The organism is Pseudoalteromonas fenneropenaei (genome assembly GCF_042643375.1).
Taxonomy (GTDB): Bacteria; Pseudomonadota; Gammaproteobacteria; order Enterobacterales; family Alteromonadaceae; genus Pseudoalteromonas; species Pseudoalteromonas fenneropenaei.
This window is the reverse complement of sequence record NZ_JBHRSD010000022.1, coordinates 123,188-145,163: the sequence shown is the minus strand read 5'-3', so window position 1 is coordinate 145,163 and position 21,976 is coordinate 123,188. Positions and strand designations below refer to the sequence as shown.

Annotated in this window: 18 protein-coding genes; 11 read left to right on the top strand and 7 right to left on the bottom strand. The window is 45.5% G+C overall.

Translation table 11 applies throughout. From position 1 onward, the window contains the following. The first annotated feature begins 99 nt into the window (after positions 1-99). The gene (locus tag ACFOEE_RS13195) at positions 100-597 is read left to right on the top strand and encodes a winged helix-turn-helix transcriptional regulator (RefSeq protein WP_377124998.1); all 498 of its coding nucleotides are present in this window, start codon (positions 100-102) and stop codon (positions 595-597) included. Between the two features lie 38 nt (positions 598-635). Here ACFOEE_RS13195 and ACFOEE_RS13190 read toward each other — a convergent pair whose 3' ends face one another. Then, a complete protein-coding gene (locus ACFOEE_RS13190; RefSeq protein ID WP_377124996.1) occupies positions 636-1,283 on the bottom strand; it encodes a TIGR04211 family SH3 domain-containing protein in 648 nt (215 codons plus the stop codon). Between the two features lie 162 nt (positions 1,284-1,445). Here ACFOEE_RS13190 and ACFOEE_RS13185 point away from each other — a divergent pair, with 162 nt between their 5' ends. From ACFOEE_RS13185 to ACFOEE_RS13175, 3 genes are all read left to right on the top strand, one after another. Continuing rightward, positions 1,446-2,966 carry a CYTH and CHAD domain-containing protein gene (locus ACFOEE_RS13185; RefSeq protein WP_377124994.1) on the top strand — a complete coding sequence of 507 codons (1,521 nt, stop codon included), beginning with the start codon at positions 1,446-1,448 and terminating at the stop codon, positions 2,964-2,966. Positions 2,967-2,999: 33 nt separating this feature from the next. Continuing rightward, on the top strand, positions 3,000-3,719 hold the full coding sequence (locus ACFOEE_RS13180) for an SRPBCC family protein (protein ID WP_377124992.1): 720 nt from the start codon (positions 3,000-3,002) through the stop codon (positions 3,717-3,719). A gap of 101 nt (positions 3,720-3,820) precedes the next feature. Continuing rightward, positions 3,821-4,672: an HDOD domain-containing protein gene (locus ACFOEE_RS13175; RefSeq protein ID WP_377124990.1), complete on the top strand. Its 852-nt coding sequence runs from the start codon at positions 3,821-3,823 to the stop codon at positions 4,670-4,672. Positions 4,673-4,917: 245 nt separating this feature from the next. Here the strand turns inward: ACFOEE_RS13175 and ACFOEE_RS13170 are convergent, their stop codons facing one another. Continuing rightward, entirely contained in the window at positions 4,918-6,279 is a 1,362-nt protein-coding gene (locus ACFOEE_RS13170; RefSeq protein ID WP_377124988.1) for a serine hydrolase domain-containing protein, read from the bottom strand. 106 nt (positions 6,280-6,385) lie between these two features. Between ACFOEE_RS13170 and ACFOEE_RS13165 the strand changes: the two genes are divergently transcribed. Then, positions 6,386-8,221 (top strand): winged helix-turn-helix domain-containing protein, encoded by a 1,836-nt coding sequence (locus ACFOEE_RS13165; RefSeq protein WP_377124986.1) that lies wholly within the window; start codon positions 6,386-6,388, stop codon positions 8,219-8,221. Between the two features lie 207 nt (positions 8,222-8,428). Here ACFOEE_RS13165 and erpA read toward each other — a convergent pair whose 3' ends face one another. Next, positions 8,429-8,767, bottom strand: a complete 339-nt coding sequence (erpA, locus tag ACFOEE_RS13160; RefSeq protein WP_377124984.1) for an iron-sulfur cluster insertion protein ErpA — start codon at positions 8,765-8,767, stop codon at positions 8,429-8,431. Between the two features lie 274 nt (positions 8,768-9,041). Here erpA and ACFOEE_RS13155 point away from each other — a divergent pair, with 274 nt between their 5' ends. The 5 genes from ACFOEE_RS13155 (at position 9,042) to ACFOEE_RS13135 (ending at position 14,420) form a co-directional block, all read left to right on the top strand. Continuing rightward, positions 9,042-10,724, top strand: a complete 1,683-nt coding sequence (locus ACFOEE_RS13155; RefSeq protein ID WP_377124982.1) for a chloride channel protein — start codon at positions 9,042-9,044, stop codon at positions 10,722-10,724. Between the two features lie 13 nt (positions 10,725-10,737). Beyond that, positions 10,738-11,172 carry a CopD family protein gene (locus ACFOEE_RS13150; RefSeq protein ID WP_377124980.1) on the top strand — a complete coding sequence of 145 codons (435 nt, stop codon included), beginning with the start codon at positions 10,738-10,740 and terminating at the stop codon, positions 11,170-11,172. A 182-nt stretch (positions 11,173-11,354) separates the two neighbouring features. Further along, positions 11,355-12,371 (top strand): aspartate carbamoyltransferase, encoded by a 1,017-nt coding sequence (locus ACFOEE_RS13145; RefSeq protein ID WP_377125014.1) that lies wholly within the window; start codon positions 11,355-11,357, stop codon positions 12,369-12,371. Between the two features lie 11 nt (positions 12,372-12,382). Beyond that, entirely contained in the window at positions 12,383-13,663 is a 1,281-nt protein-coding gene (hemL, locus tag ACFOEE_RS13140) for a glutamate-1-semialdehyde 2,1-aminomutase (protein ID WP_377124978.1), read from the top strand. A gap of 328 nt (positions 13,664-13,991) precedes the next feature. Next, a complete protein-coding gene (locus ACFOEE_RS13135) occupies positions 13,992-14,420 on the top strand; it encodes a GFA family protein (RefSeq protein ID WP_377124976.1) in 429 nt (142 codons plus the stop codon). A 1-nt stretch (position 14,421) separates the two neighbouring features. Here the strand turns inward: ACFOEE_RS13135 and ACFOEE_RS13130 are convergent, their stop codons facing one another. After that, the gene (locus ACFOEE_RS13130; RefSeq protein ID WP_377124974.1) at positions 14,422-15,195 is read right to left on the bottom strand and encodes a hypothetical protein; all 774 of its coding nucleotides are present in this window, start codon (positions 15,193-15,195) and stop codon (positions 14,422-14,424) included. Positions 15,196-15,420: 225 nt separating this feature from the next. Next, positions 15,421-16,608 carry a methionine adenosyltransferase gene (gene metK, locus ACFOEE_RS13125; protein WP_377124972.1) on the bottom strand — a complete coding sequence of 396 codons (1,188 nt, stop codon included), beginning with the start codon at positions 16,606-16,608 and terminating at the stop codon, positions 15,421-15,423. Between the two features lie 298 nt (positions 16,609-16,906). Here metK and tkt point away from each other — a divergent pair, with 298 nt between their 5' ends. Beyond that, positions 16,907-18,898 (top strand): transketolase, encoded by a 1,992-nt coding sequence (gene tkt, locus ACFOEE_RS13120; protein WP_377124970.1) that lies wholly within the window; start codon positions 16,907-16,909, stop codon positions 18,896-18,898. Between the two features lie 141 nt (positions 18,899-19,039). Here the strand turns inward: tkt and ACFOEE_RS13115 are convergent, their stop codons facing one another. Both ACFOEE_RS13115 and ACFOEE_RS13110 read right to left on the bottom strand, forming a co-directional pair. Beyond that, a complete protein-coding gene (locus tag ACFOEE_RS13115) occupies positions 19,040-21,061 on the bottom strand; it encodes a methyl-accepting chemotaxis protein (protein WP_377124968.1) in 2,022 nt (673 codons plus the stop codon). A gap of 111 nt (positions 21,062-21,172) precedes the next feature. Next, positions 21,173-21,976: a symmetrical bis(5'-nucleosyl)-tetraphosphatase gene (locus ACFOEE_RS13110; RefSeq protein ID WP_377124966.1), complete on the bottom strand. Its 804-nt coding sequence runs from the start codon at positions 21,974-21,976 to the stop codon at positions 21,173-21,175.

The following is a 21,976-nucleotide window of genomic DNA, read 5'->3' as shown; positions in this document are numbered from 1 at the left end:
GTGCATTCTATACAAAGTTCAGCAGAATATGCTGGTTTAATTTTACGATTTACGGTAATTTACGGGGTAAAATCGAACTTGCTCAGCATAAAATTCTGTATGACTACCTCAATCAAAACGCGCGTCCTTGACCGGATTGATTTAGCAATTTTAGACGCCTTACAAAAAAATGGACGAATTTCCAACGTAAATCTTGCAAAGCAAGTGAATTTAAGTCCAAGCCCTTGTTTAGACAGAGTTAAAAAGCTCGAAGCCGACGGCTATATCGAAAGCTATACCGCCCGCTTAAACCCAGCTAAGTTGGGGCAAAATTTGGTGGCGCATGTTGAGGTCACACTTAATCGCTCCACTGAGGCGGTATTTGAAACCTTTAAGCAGCATATTCTGCAAGTCCCGCAAGTGGTGGGCTGCGATATGGTGGCGGGCGGCTTTGATTATCTGATAAAAATCCGCGTGCGGGATATGAGTGAATATCGTGAAGTGCTCGGGATTATTGTTGAGATCCCCGGTGTGGCGACCAACCATACTTATATGGTGATAGAACACGTAAAACCGGATTTAGGGGTACAGGTGTTAATGCCAAAAAAAGGCGGATAACCGCCTTTTCTGCTGTGTTTGCAAGGGATGGTGAGCGATTAAGCCCAGCCATCGTAGCGTTTACGGCGCGATAAAAATAATGTCAAAATCACCCCGAGGAGCAAACCTGTAAAGGCAATGGCGCCGCCGTAAGTCAGCATTAAATGCTGCTCTTGTTGCTTTTTACCCAAAGCATCTTGTTGTAGCTTCACTTTTTGTGCTTCTACTTCAGCTACCGTTTGTTGTAAACGTTTATTCTGCGCTTCTAATTCTTGCAGTTTAGTTTGTAGCACTGGCAATTCATCACGGGCTGCAACCAAATCTTGATTGGCGTTGTCGAGCTGTTGCTGTAGTTGGCTGTTGGTAACACGTAGACCCGGCTCGGTGGTGACAAATTTGCTTTCAATCCAGCCATCACGACCTTTGTCATCGAGGATATTGAAGAAGCCATTTTGCTCTTCACCTAAGATTTGGATGGGGCTGCCCGCATTAACTGAGCCTAAAATACGGTAGTTTTTACCGGCGCCAGCATGGACATAGACGTACAAGTCATCCATCACGTAGGCATTGGCGTCAATAGCCGAGGTTGTTGTGAGCTGCTCTGTAGTAGATGGTGATTCAGTTGTTTCAGCATTACTGAAGCCCGCCAAAGTCAGCAAGCAAATGGATAACAGACAGCGTTTGACCATGTTCAACCTATTTATCATTTGAAATTCCTTAAGATCTGCACATGATAGTAGGGATTTAAAGCATCAAGTGCAAGTTTTAAACGTCGCCAAATGGCGTCATTGTGCGGTAAATTATTTGCAAAACTAAGGCAGTTTAGTTATTTTTACCGTTCAATTATTACTTAGGCATACCCCCACTGCATGGATACTGAGATAGAACTGAAGTTTTTACTTTCAGACAATGAAGTACCTCTCATTCCCGGCTTGTTGATGCAATTTGCAAAGACCGTCAATAATAAGCCAACCAAACAACTCCAAAACGCTTATTTTGATACGCCGGAGCGGACGTTAAGACAATTCGATATTGGCCTGCGCACCAGATGTTGCAATGACGAATGTGAACAGACCATTAAACTGGCTGGTGAAGTGGTAGGTGGTTTACACCAACGCCCAGAATATAACCTGCCGATCAGTGGTGGACGCCCTTCAATCCAAGATTTTGACGCCAGTATTTGGCCCGCAGGCTTTGATGTTGCAGATATCGCCGCACGTTTACAGCCCATTTTTAGCACCAACTTTACCCGCCGCAAGTGGTTAGTAGAAACTGATCAAGGCAGTGTGATTGAAGTGGTGTTGGATAAGGGCGAAATCACCACAGGTAAGCAAAGTGAGCCTATTTCTGAATTAGAAATTGAGCTGGTAGAAGGGGATAGAGAAGATATTTTTGCCTTCGCCGAGCACTTAATTGGTCAACTTGGGGTGCGTTTAGGACTTTATTCCAAAGCTGCGCGCGGTTATCGCCTTGCTGATGGCAAACCGCTTACCGCCAGTCATGCGTTAGGTTTTGTGCCGTTAGAGCGCAGTGCAACGCAAGAAGAAGCATTAATTGCCGTAGTCGGTTACGCCATTCGCTTTGTACAAAAGCATGAGCAGTGTTACTTTGACGAGCCAAAGCTGAAAACCTTAAAACGTTTGCTCGATGGCATTGCACTTATTCGTCACAGTTTTTGGCTGTTTGATGAAATTGTTGATAAATCTTCCACAGAAGCGATTCGTAAAGAGCTGAAATGGCTTATCGCCGAATTAAGTTGGGTGGAAAATGCCATTCAGCTGCGCACATATTCATCCAAGCGCCACGCTTACTATAAAAAGATCAATAATGCGCCAGAGCTTGCGCAAGTGATCAACGACTTACAAGATGTGCAACCAAGCATTACCGATATGCAGGACTTGTTTCACTGTAGTCGTTACAACCGTTTGCTGTTGTCATTAACACGTTGGTTAGTAGATAAAAGCTGGCGTAAAAGTTGGAATCAAAAAGCCGTAATGGCTGCAGATAAACCGGTATTGGAAGTGGCAGGGCAGCTCTTTAACCGCGATTGGCAAGAAATGCGAGAGCTGATGCGCGCAGATAAATCCTTTACCGCGCAGGATTATTTACAGCTTAAGCCGCATCTTGAAAGTACCATGCAAAATGGTAATTGCCTTGGTGCATTGTTTGATAAAGAAGCACGTCGTGCGTTTCGTACCCCTTGGATAGATATTGTCTATGGTGTTTACGAGCTACAAACTTTGGCTTATCTCAAGCAACTTTGTCACAGTCAAGGCGACGAGCAGCTTGAGGAAATTCAGGCTTGGTTAGATCAAAAATCAGGGTTTTTAGTCTCTGCGATGGAGCAAAGCCGCATCGCATCGCTTGATAACCAACCTTATTGGCGTTAAAACACAGTGCTAAACTGGTTAAATGGCACTCGCATGCGATTTGCTACACTACCAGTCAGAGCCGCTGTGCGAGTCATCAGTTTAGCTGCGTTTTTGACCAGTTTTACTACGCTCTTAGTCAGTTTTGCTACGCAGGCTCAAAGCGATGACGGGTGGCAAGTCTGGTTTCAAGGTGATGACATTACCATCAGCCAGCAGCGTCATCCAAAACGAGCTGCCACTGTTGGCGCGCACATGCGCTTAGAGCAAACCTCCGCCGCGCAGTTTTTTAGAGTGCTCAATGATGTTGAACATGCCGCCGAGTGGCTCCCACATGTACTCTCGGTGACGTTAGTCAGTCGCCCAACCCCCTCACAAACTTTAGTGTATTCAGTGTTTGATGCGCCGTTTCCGGTGGCTAAACGGCAGTTGCTGAGCCGCTCTTGTTTGTCTTCTGCCATGCAAGATGGGCAACGCGTATGGCTACTGCAAGTAAAAGATGTGCAAAGCAGTATGCTTAACAATGAGCTAATTGCCATTTCTCCACTGCGTGCCATTTGGCGCCTGACTGAGCAAGGTGATGCGCTTGATATTCGCTATGAAGTAGATGCCGATCCGAATGGTCGTTTACCGCTGTGGTTAGTCAATTTTACCAATCTTAACAATACCAAACAGGCGCTGCGGCAGCTTAAAAGCCAGTTGCTAAAACCGCGTTATTTAAGCGGTGAACATGGTTTTGTCGCAGGTCGATGTGATGATTTCTTTACGCCCTAATCCCCAGCAAAATAAATAATTGTGCAGAGTGCATTGATTTAACCCCCCTGTGTAGTGTTCCTCTACTACACTATAAAGAAGGCCACTTTTCAGTTGTGATTATGATAGAAATTGACGACACAGTGTTAGATGACTTGCGCTCTGGTTTTAGTCTGCCTCCCCAACCAGAGATTTTGCGCCAATTGCAAAAAGAGTTAAGCCAACCCGAACCTGAGCTATTCAAGGTGGCGCAAATTATCTCCGCTGACATAGCGACTTCGGCGGCTGTGTTGAAAGTCATTAACTCCCCCGCTTACGGCATGGCCAGAACCGTGACGGATATTCGTCAAGCTGTGATGTTTTTGGGGATGAACTGCATTACCCAAGTGGTGACGGGTTACTTACTGAAAAAGGCGTTTAATCAAGACGCTTGTTGTATTTCATTAGAGCGTTTTTGGGATAACGCCACCGATATTTCTAAAGTGGCGATGTTGATTGGCACCTATATGAAAAGCAAAGTGCCAATTGAAAATCTCCAACTGCTGGGGTTATTTCACGATGCTGGTATTCCTGCAATGGCGATGCGTTATGCAAATTATCACGAGGTGCTAACTCGGGCAGAAGAGCGTACTGAGCACTCATTAGAATATTATGAACAACAGCACTTTGTGACCACGCACACTGTGGTGGGGTTCTTCTTAGCCAGCTCTTGGCATTTGCCGAAAAATATCTGCCAAATGATATTACGCCATCACGACCCCGAATTTTTACGCGGTACTATCCCACAAATTGACAAGCAAACTTTTGCCGCCCTAAAACTGGCTGAAAACTTAGTCTGTGAAGCGAAACGCTTTCGGAGCAGCGCCGACTGGTTTGCGTTTCGCGAATTAGTGTTGTTAGAGCTGGATTTACAAGAAGACGAATATAACGACATTAAAGAAGATGCCGAAGAAATATTTATTGTGGGTGGGTGAGTTGCATCAATAGTTGTGAACATTAGCTCAAGAGGAAGTTTTAAGAAAGCCAATTTCAGCTTATTGAGGAATTTCAATTTCGTCCTTTGTCTCTTGAACTATATTCAACCCTTTTTAATTTCTTCCAGCCCTAAAGAACAGGGTAGTTGGCAAGAAACGGCTTACACCATTCTTGCCTTCCAGACCTTCTGACTTGATGTTGCTATTCCTGAAGGTTGTTGGTTTTCGCTACACACTGGCGGTGGTTAGAGTATACCGCACGCTCTGTGGCTCGTATTTCTGGTACACAGATTTTTGATACTGTGGTTTAGGTGAGGGTTGTCGGGGTAACTTTTGACAAGCCAAGCGAACAAATCTAACGCTTTGCTGGTATTGTCTGACCAATCTAATTGTTTAGCTAAGTCATTGACTAGGAGTAAATCAGTGATGTTGTCGATAGGTTTGGATTGTATAGTCTTTATGACGTCAGCCCATTTATTGTCGAGCAATGCCCTGTTTAAAACAAGTGAAGCGGTAGCGGTGCGGTTGGGGAGAGGGAGACCATAAAATGCGCGCAGCATGTCATCGGCTAGTATACGTTTATGTTCATAGCCCATTCCGGTATTGTTAAGCAAGATTAAACTGACATTATCTTGTGTAAGGTAATAGACAAAACTGCTATGACCTTCCAACTGTCCATCAAAGGTATGTACCGCTTTATCGGTATCCTCAGAGAGAGTGATGTTCTCTAGTTTCCATCCGTACGGTGAGTCGGACGAAAAGAGTGCCTTTTGGCTTTGTGCAGATAACAAGTTACCGTTATGTAACGCATCTAAGTAATTTATAAGATCGTCAGAGGTGGAGTAAATACCCGCACCGCCATGCAATATTTGCATAGGTAAGTTATTGACAGCTTGCCAGCCACCGTTTTTCCCCCATCTGAAGCCCGTGGCAATTGTGGCAGATGAATGAGACACCAATCCTGAATTTGGCATCGAAACTGGTGTAAAAATATGCTTTCTCAGGTTTTCTTCAAGGCTGCTTGCGGTCACGGTTTCAACCATCTCGGCTAAAAGCAGCCAGCCCAGATTGGTATATCGATATTGTGTGCCGGGGGTAAAATCAATGCTCATGCTAGCAAGGGTATCGAGCAATGCTTGCTGTGGTATATCCTGTTTATATCTACCTTCTTTCCAACCTGGCAACATAAAGTGTGAAGGCAGTCCGGAGCGGTTGGCCAGTAAATGGTGAAGAGTGACTTGCTTGGCCCATGGGGCATTAAATTTAGGCAAATAGCGATTTAATGGTGAGTGTAAATCGACGACACCTTGCTCAGCCAATTTAAGTACCAAGCTTGCGACAATCGGTTTACTTAGCGAAGCTATAGCAAATTGAGTGTTGCGGTTGATTGAAATCTGCTTGTTTGCATCTGCAAAGCCAACACTCTTCGCACATAAAACAACGCCGTTTTTGGCAATTAATACGTTGCCCTGAAATATTCCTTGTTCAATAAATGGAGTGAGCGCTGGGGTGATTTTATCGCATACTGGCGATTCAGTCTGTGACGCATTCGTCCAACTGCTGTGGCACAAAAAAATAGCGCTAACCAAACCAAGTATTGTTTTCATTGTATCCATAGACCTGTGAAATTGAAAATGATGATGAATGCTAGTATCGTCCCTTTGATAAAGTCCTCAAATAATTCTATTTTTTTTCTAACAGGAGCTAACAAGCATGGAAAGTCGCGCTTTTCAGTCTGATGAGTTCAAACTCGGACCTTTTACTATTAGGGGGAAAGAGAACGTGCTAGCGTCAGATGAAAGCGAAACTATCTTATTGCCAAAAGTGATGGCGTTACTGCTTTATTTTTGTCGTCATCCGCAAAAAGTTGTCACATTTGATGAGTTGAATACTGCGATTTGGCCTAAAGAAGTTGTTGGCGATAACGCCATTTACAATTTGGTTGGGCAGTTAAGAAAGGCGCTGGGGGATAGTGCAAGTAAACCCATTTACATCCAGACAGTCTCAAAAATGGGATATCGGTTACTTCCTCCTGTAGAGACCATCGAATCTGAACCTCCCAAAGCATCGTTTAATCCACCAGACTTAAAGACACAGGTTTGTACTCCATCTTATAGGTCACAATCTCACATCATCGGGCTAATCGCTGCGCTGTTTATGATAAGCGTAATGGGGTTTATTTTCCTGTACCAGCCAGCCTACTCGCCGACAGCCGAGGCCAAACAACGGTTGCTGCTGGCACGCTATCAGCTTTATAGAGGGGATGTTGAAGGTGTTAATCAGGCCATATCAACCCTGCAGGCGTTGATTGCAATTGAGCCAAAATGGGCGGTGCCGAAATTGGAGCTGGCATATAGTTTTATTCGCAAAGCCGATGCTGACAAAGCGCAGGATGCGTTTTGGATAAGTAAAGCGGTATTGATTAGCAAAGACGAGAGTTTAGGGAGTGGTGGTAAAAGGTTGTCAGACCTATTACTCGCAAGAAATAGTAATAGCGGCGAACTGAGCAGTTTTTTACATGATGAGAATGTGCTGGTAAGTGCACGTTTAGCCTATAGCGATATGTTGTTCAGACAAGGAAACACCGCATTGGCGACTAAACAGACTGAGCTTGCGTTAGCGGATTGTCAGGATTGTCCTTATGTGTATCGAAAACTGGCGACAATGCAAATGGTACTAGGCAATGATGAAGCCGGCTTTGCTAGCTTTGCTCATTTTGCTCTGTTTTCAAATCGTAGTAACACAAACCCAGCAGATAAAGCGGGCTATATGCCGCTGACGATCCAAAGCCTCACTGATATGGCTCGTTGGCATTTTCAATCTCCACCTCCACCTCAGGTTAAGCTAGCAAACCATCAACGTAACCGGTTAGCGCTTTTTTATCTGTCATTGGACAATGTTAAACGTGCAGAAGCGGTTATGCAAAGCGCCAACGATGACAGTGAGCATTTTTTTGATCTCTACACGCATGCAGCAATCGCAGGGGCAAAAAGTGACTTTGAAGCAAGTTATAGATTATTAAATAAACGGCAAATACTTTTCCCAAACAACGACCGCTTTAAACTTTCAGTTGTGTACGCATTGTGGCAACTTGAACGTTATGACGATGCCCTTAAAGCATTTACCGCTTTCGAACTGGTCAATCTGTCAGATGAACTCCCTGATAACATGCCTTTTGATACTTGGGGGCCTTTGGCTGCACTATTACTTAAAACAGGTGATCGTGAACGCGGTGGGGCTATTTTGAAAAAGTTAGAGCAACAGTTTAGTGCTGGGCTTATGACAGGAAGCCACCATGCTGATATTCGTCCAGCGGCTATTTTTGCACTACAGGAGCACCATCAAGCCGCGTTAAGCGCATTAAACAATGCCATATCACAGGGGTGGGTGAGCGACTTTAATCAAAACTGGTGGTACATCGAGGATTCACCTTTTTTCAAGAGCCTGCTCGGAAGCGCTGAGTTTGCTGTAATTGTTGATAAGTATCATCACAATATTGCGCAGGTGGTTGATGAGGCAACAAAATCTGTAGTGGGAGAAGTGCAATAGGGTTAAAGGTGCATGCGCCAAAGTTTGCTTGCAAAGTTCACAGAATACGGTGCGGCACTGTTGATGTTGGTACGTGTAAGTATAACGCTGCATTGCCTCAGATCTGACTTTAGTAGATTGAATCGTGCTGAGCGGATTGCAAAAAGGAAATTGTAAGTAATAAAAAAGGCAACCAGGTTGCCTTTTTTATACTGTTTTCTGAGTAGCTTACACGCTAAAGCTGGCACCACAGCCACAGGTCGTAGTGGCATTTGGGTTGCTCACGAAAAAGCGTGCGCCTTCTAAGCCTTCAGTATAGTCAACTTCGCCGTCAACTAGGTACTGAATACTCATAGGGTCAACCACCATAGTGACACCGTTTTTCACGATTTCTAAATCACCTGGGTTGGTCTTTTCGTCGAAAGTGAAGCCGTATTGGAAACCAGAACAACCACCACCTGTCACATAAACACGAAGTTTAAGATTTGGATTCTCTTCTTCGTCAATAAGCTCTTTAACGCGGTTGGCTGCGGCATCGGTAAATTTAATCGGTATCTGATCAGACATTGATGTGTGCCCCATAAACTGAATGGCGGAATTATCTAATACCTGAGTATTTTAATCAAGTATAGCCCATTTGCACTGCGGCGATTTTATTTTAATCTTCGTTTTGCCATATGGGCTTGCTAAAACCCATAGTTTGGTTGGCTAGGTTTTGTGCTTGGTTGATGTTGTGCGTCGTTCAAAACGTTCAAATATTGCTAAAACTTTGCGCCGGCACAAAGACTTATTCTTAGCCTTTTGGTACACTTAGTGGCAAGAACATTCGAGGAACACATCCATGTCGCTGGATACGTTAAGGCGTCGTTTAGCAATACCTAAAACTTCCATTCAGCTGTGCCTGCTCGGTATTGCTGCGGGCTTAATTGCCGCGATTTTGATTATCCTGTTTCGTCTTACTATTCATTTTTTCCAAGGTTTGTTCCTTGAGTCGGCTGACAACTTTACCACGTTGTCGGAAGTGAATCGGGTGATTTTGCCCGTCATGGCGGCGCTATTTATCGCCGTATTTGCTGATATGACTGGTTTTAAGCATTATCGCCTGGGTATTCCTTTTGTTATTCACCGTATCAAACACCATTACGGACAAATGCCAATTTGGAACACGGCCAATCAGTTTTTTGGTGGTGCATTTGCACTGATTTGTGGTTTTTCGGTCGGCCGAGAAGGGCCATCGGTACACATGGGTGCAACGGGGGCGAGTATTTTAGCTGAGCGCTTGCATTTACCCTTGAATGCCGCCAGAACTTTGGGCGGATGTGGCGTTGCTGCTGGGATTGCGGCCTCGTTTAACACCCCACTTGCTGCGGTTATTTTTGTTATGGAAGTGGTGCTGCGGGAATATAAAGTGCATATCTTTGTGCCGATTATGCTTGCAGCTGTCACCGGTGCGCTACTCACGCAAAACGTGTTTGGTACAGATTCGGAACTCGCACTTATTAGCATCACCCCTTTAAGCGGTTGGCATTATCCGTTTTTGGTGTTGTGTGGTGTCGTGTTAGGTGCTATTGCTTTTGCTTTTAACCAAAACCTCATGCTTATCATTAAAACCTTTAAACCTTTAAACATGTTCCCACGTTTGTTGCTGGCGGGCTTAATTGCAGGGGGGATAGGCTATTTGGTGCCTGAGGCGATGGGCTCTGGCATGAGTGCAATCACCCAAGCGTTACAATCGCCGCATGATGTACAGCTACTGACGACTATTTTGATTGCAAAATTACTGGCGACGCTATTTGCCATTGGTCTTGGTATTCCCGGTGGCTTAATTGGCCCGGTGATTGGGCTTGGGGTCGTCATGGGCACCTTGATGTCGTTCTTCGGGCAGTTTATTAGCCCAGGGGTGGATGTCAGCGGCACCTATGGGGTACTTGGTATGGCAGGGTTGTTGGCGGCAACGTTACACGCGCCGCTAGCGGCATTAACCGCCGTGATGGAGCTTACTTCAAGCCCGCAAATTATCGTCCCCGCGATGTTAGTTATCTCAACAGCCTATGTAACTGCACTGCAAGTATTTGGTAACCGCTCGATTTTCTTACAACAGTTGGATTTCCAAGGCTTGCCTTATCAGGTCTCGCCTGCCACCGAAGCGCTGCAAAAGGTCGGGATCATGGCGGAGATGGAAGAAAACTTTAAATTAATGTACACCGAAGACAAAGAGCAAATTAAAGCGACGTTGTCTGCGGTGAACAGCCAAACACCGCTTATCGTTTATGACGAGCAAAACGGCTATCGTTTAGCAGAATATGATTTAAGTTTGACGGGTGAAAGCGGCGTGAATATTTCTTATATCCCGCTCCATGGTTTGTCTAACCAAGCAACCTTGGCTGATGCATTTGAACTGCTCAAAGATAAGCGTAGCGGGGCAGTGTATGTGTATAACCGCAAAGATAAGCAGCAGATCATGGGGATTTTACGCTGGGATCAATTACGGCATATTTTAACCATACGGCATACATTACTCTAACAAGGAACCTTTTATGGCTGCAGTGCTGATTTATAAATCACTTCACGTCTTTTTTATGATTGCTTGGTTTGCTGGGATTTTCTACTTGCCGCGGTTATTTGTGTATCACGCCATGACGGAAGAAAAAGCCTGCAATGCGATGCTGAAAATCATGGAGCGGCGGTTATTGTATTTTGTTACGCCATTTGCCGTGCTGACGTTAGTGTTTGGGGTATTAACGGTGATGGAATATGGCCGTGATTGGTTTCGCTATAGCATGTGGCTGCATTACAAACTGGTGTTTGTGATAATACTCTACATTTATCACGGTTACTGCTTTAAGTTATTGGCTGACTTTAAACATGACAGAAATACCCGCAGTGACCGTTTCTATCGCATTTTTAATGAATTTCCGGTGTTGCTATTACTTGCCATAGTATTTTTGGCGATTGTCAAACCAGCACTCTAAAATTAGCGCAATATCTGCTATGATCGCGCGCCAAACGGGCGGTCTTAATGCCGACTGTCCCAAACGTGGGTTTTTACGCCAAAGTGCGTACTTACCGCGTTGGGGCGCGTGAAGCGGCAGCGTTTTGTTGGGTCGGGTGCCTAGCTCATCCGTGTTCAATTTGTGATTTAGGAATTGCTTCCATGTTAAGTTTCCAAGGTGAAAATATCCTCTCTGTGAATCAACTCAACAGAGATGCCATCGAGCACATTTTTGCAGTAGCCAGACGTATGGAACCGTACGCGAAAAAACATAAGCGTACGCGGGTATTGGAAGGGGCTATTTTAGCCAATTTATTCTTCGAACCAAGTACACGTACCCGTGTGAGCTTTGGTACGGCATTTAACTTACTCGGTGGTTTAGTGCGTGAAACGACAGGCATGCAAAGCTCAGCCTTGGCCAAAGGCGAGTCGTTATATGATACTGCGCGAGTGATTTCGGCCTATGCCGATGCGGTAGCAATGCGTCACCCTGATGCTGGTTCAGTTGCTGAATTTGCCACAGGCTCCGATGTGCCGGTGATAAACGGTGGTGACGGCCCAAATGAGCATCCTACTCAAGCACTATTAGACTTGCTAACGATTGAGCGTGAACTTGGTCGCTTTGGACAAAACGTCGATGGCATGCACATCGCTATGGTCGGCGACCTAAAATATGGCCGCACAGTACACTCGTTATCAAAGTTACTTTGCCACTATAAAAATGTGCGCTTCACTATGGTGGCGCCAGACGGTTTACAAATGCCGGATTACATTTTGGATGCCGTCACCAATGCAGGCCACCAAATTGAGTTGGTGTCAAAAATGGAAGGCAACTTAGCTGCGGATATCGTGTACCAAACGCGGATTCAGGAAGAGCGTTTTCCATCGCAAGAAGAAGCCAACAAATACCGTGGTGGTTTTAAAATCAGCCAAGCCATTTACAATGCGCACTGTAAACCGAACTCAGTATTGATGCATCCACTACCACGCGACAGCCGCTTGGATGCTAATGAACTTGATAACGACTTGAATAATAACGACAACTTAGCGATTTTCCGCCAAGTACAAAATGGTGTGTTGATCCGCATGGCGTTATTCGCTTTAACCCTTGGGGTTGACACTCTTGTGGAAAAATACGAGGCCGATGTGCCTTGGTTTAGCCGTAAACGTAATAGCTAATAGGAAAGAGCATGACAATCAGCCAAGACCTCTTTGCCAGAGCGCAAAATTCTATTCCAGGCGGTGTAAATTCGCCAGTGCGCGCCTTTAACGGCGTAGGTGGTACACCGCTATTTATTACTAAAGCTCAAGATGCTTACACTTTTGATGCTGATGGTAAAAAGTACATAGATTATGTTGGTTCTTGGGGGCCAATGATCTTAGGCCATAACCACCCGGAAATTAAAGCTGCGGTATTGGCCGCGGTCGAAAATGGCCTTAGCTACGGCGCACCCACTGAAACTGAAATTTTAATGGCGGAAAAAGTTAAAGCTTTAGTGCCGTCAATTGAAAAAGTACGTATGGTAAGTTCAGGTACTGAAGCGACCATGAGTGCAATTCGCTTGGCACGTGGTTTTACTGGCCGTGACAAAATCCTGAAGTTTGAAGGGTGTTACCATGGTCATGCGGACTCGCTGTTAGTTAAAGCCGGTTCTGGTGCGCTGACGATGGGCGTACCTAACTCACCGGGTATTCCAGCTGACTTTGCTAAACATACTTTAACGGTATCGTTTAACGATTTAGACGAAGTGAAAGCCATTTTCGCCAAATACCCAGAGGAAATCGCCTGTATTATCGTCGAGCCAGTCGCAGGCAATATGAACTGTATTCCACCTGTTGCTTGCTTTTTGGAAGGTCTACGTGCGGTTTGTGATGAATACAACAGCGTGCTGATTTTTGATGAGGTGATGACAGGTTTCCGTGTTGCTTTAGGTGGTGCCCAAGCTTATTACGACATCAAACCAGACTTAACTTGTTTAGGTAAAGTCATCGGTGGCGGTATGCCAGTGGGCGCGTTTGGTGGTAAGCGGGAGATCATGGATTTTATCGCACCAGTAGGTCCGGTATACCAAGCTGGTACTTTGTCTGGTAACCCGATTGCGATGGCGGCGGGTTTAAAAGCTTTAGAGCTACTAGAAGCACCGGGTTTACACCAAGCATTAGAAGCGAAAAGCAAAGCGCTTTGTGAAGGTTTCCAAGCCGCAGCAGATAAAGCAGGTATTGCGTTAACTACTAATTATGCTGGTGGTATGTACGGCTTCTTCTTTACTGAGGCTGACGTAGTGACAAGTTATAAACAAGCTACTGAGTGTGATATTGCGCGCTTTAAACGTTTCTTCCATTTAATGTTAGAAGAAGGCGTGTATTTAGCGCCATCAGCCTTTGAAGCGGGCTTTGTCAGCACTATGCATACTGACGCTGATATTGCCGAGACTATCGCAGCAGCAGAGCGTGCCTTCGCTAAACTGTAACGACTAAAGTTGTGACTTATAAATAGAAAGGAGGTTTTATACCTCCTTTTTACTTTCGGGTTTAAACCATCTACTTCAGCTGGTTAGTAGGGCGTGTTGACCCGTTATTTGTAATTTAATCATAAGGATAATTAACTTAGGGGGGCGTAACCCTCACCTAACGTTATCCTTGATTGCGGTGGACATGGCTTTATATCGTACTTACGAGAAGAATAAACTTGCCTTTGCAGGGTAAGTAATACTTATTGGCACTTTGCATCAGTTCCACTTGTACTTTCTGTTCCTTTCTTGTTTACTAAGTAAAACTCATAATTTCAGGATGTTATCTATGTATTCAGGGAGTTGCTTGTGCGGGCAGGTCAAAATTTCAGTCAATGGGCCAATTACTGACATTATTCATTGTCATTGCTCGCTGTGCCGTAAATCAACAGGCTCTGCCTATGCAACCAATGGTTTTGTAGCTAGTAGCGATTTTGTCATTACAGCGGGGCAAGCGCTTATCCGCCACTACTCCTTTAAGCCAGGCCGCTTTCGGCATTTTTGTAGCCATTGCGCTGCACCTGTGTATAGCTCTAACAGTGAGGATACAAACCGCATTCGTATTCGGTTGGGGATTTTAGATTCAGAAATAAGCGAGCGGCCAATGTCGCATAATTTTGTTGGCTCAAAGGCGAATTGGGAGGATTTAGATGCCCAATTGCCCCGTTACGAAGAATTTGAACCAAGCCGCCAGCGTCAATCTAGCGGCGGACAATAAGTTAGCACTCTGTGAGGTTTGGCTGAGCTTCACAAATGGTTTTTAAAGCGATTTGTGCTTGCGCTAAACCTTGCCTGCTTGCGGTAGCAAACCAAAAAGCCGCGAGTGTTAAATCCGCTTTACCCCCTTCACCATCTCTAAGCATCTCGGCATAGTTAAACTGACCCCATTTATCACCCGTTTGCGCCGCCGCGAAAAAGGCTTCGCGGGCGGCATCGAATTCGCCCATTTGATAGTGGCGAATAGCCCTTTGATTGTGTGGGTTAGGCTTTTCTGGAATATACAAAGCTTTTGGTTTAGCGCGTTGACGGACAATGCCGCCAAATACGTAGATATCGATAGGGCGGTGTGCTTGATAAATCACGCCGCTCTCGTATAAATCAGAGAGCTGAGCTTGCTGCCAACGCACCGGCTCGGTGAGGTAATAGTCATCGACCATTAGCTGACCTAGTTGAATGCCGCGTTTAATATCGCGAAAGCGATAATAGGTATAACGGCCAACCCGAAAACTAATATTATCACCGTCAATAGCACTGACTTGGTAGATTTTGTATTGTGATTGTGTACCCGCAGCATCGCTTAGTTTACTTTCATCTACGATAAACACGTCATCCAGTGCTGGGGTGGCAATCACTGCTTGTTGCAGCAACTGATCTGCTTGCTGTTTTTGATACCAATGAGCGGCAAGCAATAACAAGGCTAGGGTGATAAGCCAAGTTTTGTATTTGCTTATACCTAGAGATAGCCAATCGTGAAGTGTAAACAGTAGCTGCATGCTCATCCTTGTGGTCGGTTTATTATAGGGTACCTAACTGGAGGCCTAATGACAATTTTCATTGTTACTGTTTGTTGTGTATAAGATTTTGATATTTAAATAGAATTGTCATTCTATATATTTTCTTACACTCTTTTACCTAAGCCAGATAGAGAAGTGGGAAAGAGCACAAGCATAAAAAAAAGCGCCTGCAGGCGCTTTTTAAGGATATTTAGGTTAGGACTATTACAGACCAGCTGCTGCGCGAAGTGCGTCAGCTTTGTCGGTTTTTTCCCAGCTGAATGCGGTGAAAGTATCATCACCTACAGTCATTTCAAATGGCTCACGACCGAAGTGGCCGTACGCCGCAGTCATTTGGTACATTGGGTGCAATAAGTCTAGCATCTTAGTAATGCCGTATGGACGCAAGTCAAAGTGCTCACGTACCAACTCAATCAAGCGCTCTTCAGAAACTTTACCTGTGCCAAATGTCTCGATAGAGATAGAAGTTGGCTCTGCAACACCGATAGCGTAAGACACTTGGATCTCACACTTGTCAGCAAGACCTGCTGCAACGATATTTTTCGCTACATAGCGGCCTGCGTATGCTGCTGAACGGTCAACTTTTGATGGATCTTTACCAGAGAATGCACCACCACCGTGACGAGCCATACCACCGTATGAGTCAACGATGATCTTACGACCAGTCAAACCACAGTCACCTACTGGGCCACCGATCACGAAACGACCCGTTGGGTTGATGAAATACTTGGTGTTGTCGGTTAAAAGCTCAGCAGGTAGCGTGTGCTTAATGATGTGCTCCATCACGTCGCGTACGAGCACTTCTTGCTCAACTTCTGGGTTGTGCTGTGTTGACAGTACCACGGCGTCGATAGCAACTGGTTTGCCATCTTCATACACGAAAGTGACCTGAGATTTAGCATCTGGACGTAACCATGGCAATAAGCCTGATTTACGCGCTTCAGCTTGGCGCTCAACTAAACGGTGTGAGTAATAGATTGGTGCTGGCATCAAAGTAGGCGTTTCATTGGTCGCATAACCGAACATCAGGCCTTGGTCACCCGCGCCTTGCTCTTCTGGTTTAGCACGGTCAACACCTTGTGCGATTTCCGGCGATTGCTGGCCGATAAGGTTCATAATGCCGCAAGTTGCACCGTCGAAACCAACGAATGAAGAATTGTAGCCGATATCTAAAATTACTTTACGGGTGATAGATTCTAAATCTACCCATGCGTCTGTTGTTACTTCACCAGAAATGATAGCAACACCCGTTTTAACCATAGTTTCACAAGCAACACGAGCATGTTTGTCTTGCGCGATGATAGCATCTAAAACTGCATCAGAGATCTGATCCGCAATTTTATCCGGATGTCCTTCAGACACGGACTCAGAAGTAAATAAATGTTTTGCCATTATATTTAAACCCACCAATATTTGCGCTTCAGCAACTGCAGAACGAGTTATACAGCGCACCAATAGAAAAATAAGAGGCGTATTTTAACCAAAACTCACCTCCATGCCTAGCTTTTTTACGCCTAGACGTCCGCAGCACATTAATTTTTTTCAAGTTGCTAAACATGCAGGCAAAAATCTACCGAAAAACTGCGTTGTACCCGTTTTTTCTCAGGATTAAGCGTTGCAGACCTGACCCCAAATAAGTAAGAATGAGGGTTCAAATTACCCGCGCAGAACTATTAATCTAGGAGAATTCATGCCATCTCGCAAAGAACTCGCGAATGCGATCCGCGTTTTGTCGATGGACGCAGTGCAAAAAGCCAAATCAGGTCACCCAGGCGCCCCTATGGGCATGGCGGATATCGCCGAAGTCCTATGGCGCGATTATCTAAAACATAACCCAAATAACCCTGATTGGTATGACCGCGACCGTTTTATTCTGTCTAATGGTCATGGTTCTATGCTGATCTATTCTCTATTACATTTAAGTGGTTATGACTTATCAATCGACGACTTGAAAAACTTCCGTCAACTGCATTCAAAAACGCCAGGTCACCCTGAGTATGGCTACGCGCCAGGCATTGAAACCACCACTGGCCCGCTTGGCCAGGGCATTACCAATGCAGTAGGTATGGCGATTGCGGAAAAGGCTTTGGCTGCGCAATTTAACCGTGGCGAACATAATATCGTTGATCACTTCACTTATGCTTTCTTAGGTGATGGTTGTTTGATGGAAGGTATTTCCCATGAAGCCTGTTCTTTGGCGGGTACGTTAGGGCTTGGCAAACTGATTGCGTTTTGGGATGACAATGGTATTTCTATCGATGGTCATGTTGAAGGCTGGTTTACTGACGATACGGTAAAACGTTTTGAGTCTTATGGCTGGCACGTCATTGCAGGTGTTGACGGTCATGACAGTGATGCCATTAAAGCTGCGATTGATGCTGCACGAGCAGAAACGGCAAAGCCAACCCTGATTTGTTGTAAAACCGTGATTGGTTATGGTTCGCCAAACAAATCAGGTAGCCATGACTGCCACGGTGCACCGCTGGGTGATGCTGAAATTGCCGCTGCGCGTGAATTCCTCGGTTGGTCACATGCACCGTTTGATGTGCCTGCTGATATATATGCGAAGTGGGATGCCAAAGCACGTGGTCAACAACAACAAAGCGAGTGGTTGATCAAATTTACTGAGTATCAAATTGAATACCCAGAATTGGCTGCTGAGTTTGAGCGCCGTATGAAAGGCGATTTACCAGCAGATTGGCACGCGCAATCAGAAGCTTATATTGCTGAGCTACAAGCAAACCCAGCTAATCCTGCAACGCGTAAAGCATCACAAAATGCGCTAAATCGTTTTGGTCCACTCCTACCTGAATTTATGGGCGGCTCAGCTGACTTAGCTGGTTCAAACCTAACTCTATGGAGCGGTTCAAAAGGCTTAACGGCAGAAGATGCGTCAGGCAACTACATTTTCTACGGTGTACGTGAATTTGGTATGTCTGCCATTATGAATGGTATAGCGCTTCACAAAGGTTTTATTCCTTACGGTGCGACTTTCCTGATGTTTATGGAATACGCGCGTAACGCAGTACGTATGGCTGCACTGATGAAGCAACCAAGCATTTTCGTTTATACCCACGACTCAATTGGTCTGGGTGAAGATGGCCCAACACATCAGCCAGTAGAACAATTGGCAAGTATGCGGATGACGCCGAATCTGGTTAACTGGCGCCCATGTGACCAAGTTGAATCAGCGGTCGCTTGGCAGCAAGCAATTGAGCGTAAAGATGGCCCAACTGCGCTAGTCTTTACCCGTCAAAACCTTGAGCAACAGCCGCGTAGCGCAGCGCAAGTTGCAGCGATTAAGCAAGGCGGTTATGTACTAAGCTGTGACGGCACGCCTGAACTGATTCTGATTGCCACTGGCTCTGAGGTTCAGCTAGCAGTTGACGCGGCAACAGCACTACGTGCAAAAGGTAAGAAAGTGCGTGTGGTTTCTATGCCATCAACCGATTTGTTCGATGCACAAAGCGTTGAATATAAAGAAAGCGTATTGCCAAGTGCGGTAACGCGTCGGGTTGCAATCGAAGCTGGTATCGCAGATTTCTGGTACAAGTACGTTGGTCTCAATGGCGCTATTGTGGGTATGACGACATTCGGTGAGTCGGCACCTGCTGATGAGCTATTCAAGTACTTCGGCTTTACGGTAGATAACGTAGTGGCTAAGGCTGAGGCGTTATTCTAAGCCTGATATATAGACAAAAAGCCCGCTCAACTGAGCGGGCTTTTTTCTTGTTATTTTTTTTGTACTTTAGCGGTGAGTAACGTTAGTGAGGTTACGCAGTGCTCACTTGCTTTGCGCAATTGAGCCGCGTGTTCAAAACCGTTAAACGCGGAATTGCGCCACAGACAAGCGTAATTCCTCGGCCAGTTTCGCCACCTCAGTGCTCGAAATCGAGGTTTGGTTTGCGCCTTCCGCCGTTTGCTCCGCAATCGCAACAATTGACTCTAAGCGTTCACTTATCTCTTGGGCGACTTGTTGTTGCTCTTGTGCGGCAGTGGCAATTTCTTCACTGACATCGTGGGCTTGAGAGACTGCAAGGGTAATCGAGTTCAGTGCTTGGGCGGCTAAATCACTTTGCGCAACACAAGACTCAGCTTGTTGTTTTCCCTTTGACATCACATGTACAGCTTCTTGCGCGCCTCTTTGTAGCGACTCAATCATGACTTGAATTTCTTGTGTTGATACTTGGGTTTTGCTGGCAAGCGAGCGAACTTCGTCCGCTACCACCGCAAAACCACGGCCTTGCTCACCAGCTCGGGCAGCTTCAATTGCAGCGTTGAGTGCCAGTAGGTTAGTTTGCTCGGCAATACCGCGGATCACATCAAGAATGCTGCCGATAGAGGCACTATCTTGATTCAGCTTATTGATAACCCGTGAGGCCTCGTCTACCTCACGTGCAAGTTGTTCAATGGTATGTTTGTTATCGTTTGAAATGCCCTTAACGCGCTCTGCTTCTTTGTCGGCATTTTTGATTTCTAATAAGGCTTGGTGTGCGCTGTTGCTTACGCCATGTGAGGTGCTGCTCATTTCCGTGGTCGCGGTGGCAGCCTGCTCAACTTGCGCTTGTTGGTTGCGGATAGCTTGGCTTGATTCTGTGGTAATCGCAGAGGTTTGCTCTGATGCTGCAGCAAGCTGAGTCGAGCGTGAAACGATACCTGTGATAAGCTCACGCAAATTATCAATCAAGCTATTGCATGAACGAGCGAGTTCACCGAACTCATCACGGCCGCGGTCATCAAGGCGCTGAGTCATGTCGCCTCGGGCAACGATATCTAAAATGCGGTTAACTTCGGCAAGTGGCTTAGTAATACGGCCAACAGTGATAAAGGCAACGATGATGGCAACTAAAGTGGCGGAGATCATGCCAATCCAAGTCCATAAGTTGGCCGAGGTCACATCTTCACGCACTTCTTTTTGCAGCTTAAAGGCGACTTCGCTGGCTTCTAACAGCAGCTCATCTAATTGAGTTAGGGCTGCTGCAGTCGCTTTTTCTGCATCGGCCAATTCAGTGCGAGTCATTTCAATGGCGTTGATTAAGCGACGTTGGTTTTCCGCTAAACCTTGGCTACCTTTAACTTGCGCTTGAATCGCGTTGAAATAACCTTCAAGGCTAGCATAGAGGTCGGCATCAAGTTCAGTGACAGCTGGCTTTAGGAGACCCATGCTGCGCTCTAACTCAGATAAATAGTAAAGTTGCTCTTTGGAGACGATCTCTAACGTATTGATGTTGTCCACAGTCAACATGTCAGTGCTATTGGTGACTAACGAGGTAAAGTTAGTTTCCATATTATTTGCGGCTTGGAAAGCACGCTTATCTGCGGCTTCAAAACCGTTGAGATCAATAATATCTAGCACTACGGTGTTGGCGTCTTCAGAAGCTGACTCGATTTTTTCTAGCTGGGCGCGTGTCGCTTTTTTCAATGCTAACTCTTGATGTTTATCTTTTAACAAGCTATCAACAGAGCGCAGGAAAGTTTGATAAGAGGCGCCAGCATCATTACTACTTTTAGTGAGCTTGGCATTGTTGTTTTTGCTTACGACCTGTTGCAACTCTTGATAGGTGGCGCTGAAGCTGGCTTTACGTTTTGCAAACTCGGCTTCAAGTGCATTAAGGCGCTCTTCTGATTGGCTGTAAAAGCTGCCTTGTGCCACTTTACTCATCAATGAGAATTCAACCTGCAGCTCTGAACTTTTGTCTAAAGCAGGTAAAGACAGGGTATTTACAAGCTGTGATGAATTGTCAATGTTGGCTATACGCATCAGAGAGTTACCTCCAATAAGTATAAGCAACAAGGTAATGACGATAAATCCACCCCAAATACGTTGGCTGACGGTTAAATTCATAGAATCTTCCAAATTTACTAATCGAATCGAAATACTTATCGGAATTGTCGCTGATAAGTTAAGTCTTTTATAGCAGATGTGAGCAATAATTTCAGTTAAATAGGTTAAATGTTAGGGATTTACGGACAGGCGTTCCCAAGATGTTAAATCCAGCAGTGTCATTGCTCCACCCCAGACATAGCCCGTGTCGAGTGCAATGATGTCATTTCGCCCCGTTTTCCCTTCTAATGCCGCCCAATGGCCGAAGATCAGCTTGCAGGGCGGGGGATTTAGCTTTGGATGCTGAAACCAAGGTTGCAGACCAATTGCCCCCTCTAAACCCTCTTTATGCGAGAGATTTAGTCGCCCATCCAATTCTAAAAAGCGCATTCGCGTAAACACATTAACGATGGCGCGAAACCGAGAGTGAGCATCATGACTATGGATGTCGCTTGGCAGACAATCACCGTACATAGTTGCGAAAAATTCAGCAGCCTGAGCACCTTGATAGCACTGCTCGGCAAACTTTGCATGGCTAAGCGCGTCCTCAATGCTCCAGTCTGGATAAATACCAGCATGACTTATCAGCGCATCACTATCGGGGAGGTAAATGGCCAGCGGTTGTGCCTGTAAGAAGGCTAAATAGTGGTTGAAGTCTGGGTGAGCAAACAGTGCAGCGAGTTTGTCTTTTGGATTCGGTGCTTTATGGAGTGCTTGGCAAGCCAGCAAATGTAAGTCGTGATTACCTAAAGTAATGCTTACCGAGCTGGCATTTTTAGCCAAAAAGCTTAGGCAGGCAAGTGAGTCAGGACCACGTGCCACAATGTCACCAACGCAATAGAGGTGATCTTTACTTGGGTTAAAATCTACTTGGTCGAGTAGTTCAACCAGAGGTGTAAAACAACCTTGCAGATCACCGACTACGTAGCGTGCCAT

Excerpts from the sequence above, each read along its gene's own strand:
- ACFOEE_RS13195 (WP_377124998.1), top strand. The coding sequence starts at position 100 with ATGACTACCTCAATCAAAACGCGCGTCCTTGACCGGATTGATTTAGCA.
- ACFOEE_RS13190 (WP_377124996.1), bottom strand. The coding sequence starts at position 1,283 with ATGATAAATAGGTTGAACATGGTCAAACGCTGTCTGTTATCCATTTGC.
- ACFOEE_RS13185 (WP_377124994.1), top strand. The coding sequence starts at position 1,446 with ATGGATACTGAGATAGAACTGAAGTTTTTACTTTCAGACAATGAAGTA.
- ACFOEE_RS13180 (WP_377124992.1), top strand. The coding sequence starts at position 3,000 with ATGCGATTTGCTACACTACCAGTCAGAGCCGCTGTGCGAGTCATCAGT.
- ACFOEE_RS13175 (WP_377124990.1), top strand. The coding sequence starts at position 3,821 with ATGATAGAAATTGACGACACAGTGTTAGATGACTTGCGCTCTGGTTTT.
- ACFOEE_RS13170 (WP_377124988.1), bottom strand. The coding sequence starts at position 6,279 with ATGAAAACAATACTTGGTTTGGTTAGCGCTATTTTTTTGTGCCACAGC.
- ACFOEE_RS13165 (WP_377124986.1), top strand. The coding sequence starts at position 6,386 with ATGGAAAGTCGCGCTTTTCAGTCTGATGAGTTCAAACTCGGACCTTTT.
- erpA (WP_377124984.1), bottom strand. The coding sequence starts at position 8,767 with ATGTCTGATCAGATACCGATTAAATTTACCGATGCCGCAGCCAACCGC.
- ACFOEE_RS13155 (WP_377124982.1), top strand. The coding sequence starts at position 9,042 with ATGTCGCTGGATACGTTAAGGCGTCGTTTAGCAATACCTAAAACTTCC.
- ACFOEE_RS13150 (WP_377124980.1), top strand. The coding sequence starts at position 10,738 with ATGGCTGCAGTGCTGATTTATAAATCACTTCACGTCTTTTTTATGATT.
- ACFOEE_RS13145 (WP_377125014.1), top strand. The coding sequence starts at position 11,355 with ATGTTAAGTTTCCAAGGTGAAAATATCCTCTCTGTGAATCAACTCAAC.
- hemL (WP_377124978.1), top strand. The coding sequence starts at position 12,383 with ATGACAATCAGCCAAGACCTCTTTGCCAGAGCGCAAAATTCTATTCCA.
- ACFOEE_RS13135 (WP_377124976.1), top strand. The coding sequence starts at position 13,992 with ATGTATTCAGGGAGTTGCTTGTGCGGGCAGGTCAAAATTTCAGTCAAT.
- ACFOEE_RS13130 (WP_377124974.1), bottom strand. The coding sequence starts at position 15,195 with ATGCAGCTACTGTTTACACTTCACGATTGGCTATCTCTAGGTATAAGC.
- metK (WP_377124972.1), bottom strand. The coding sequence starts at position 16,608 with ATGGCAAAACATTTATTTACTTCTGAGTCCGTGTCTGAAGGACATCCG.
- tkt (WP_377124970.1), top strand. The coding sequence starts at position 16,907 with ATGCCATCTCGCAAAGAACTCGCGAATGCGATCCGCGTTTTGTCGATG.
- ACFOEE_RS13115 (WP_377124968.1), bottom strand. The coding sequence starts at position 21,061 with ATGAATTTAACCGTCAGCCAACGTATTTGGGGTGGATTTATCGTCATT.
- ACFOEE_RS13110 (WP_377124966.1), bottom strand. The coding sequence starts at position 21,976 with ATGGCACGCTACGTAGTCGGTGATCTGCAAGGTTGTTTTACACCTCTG.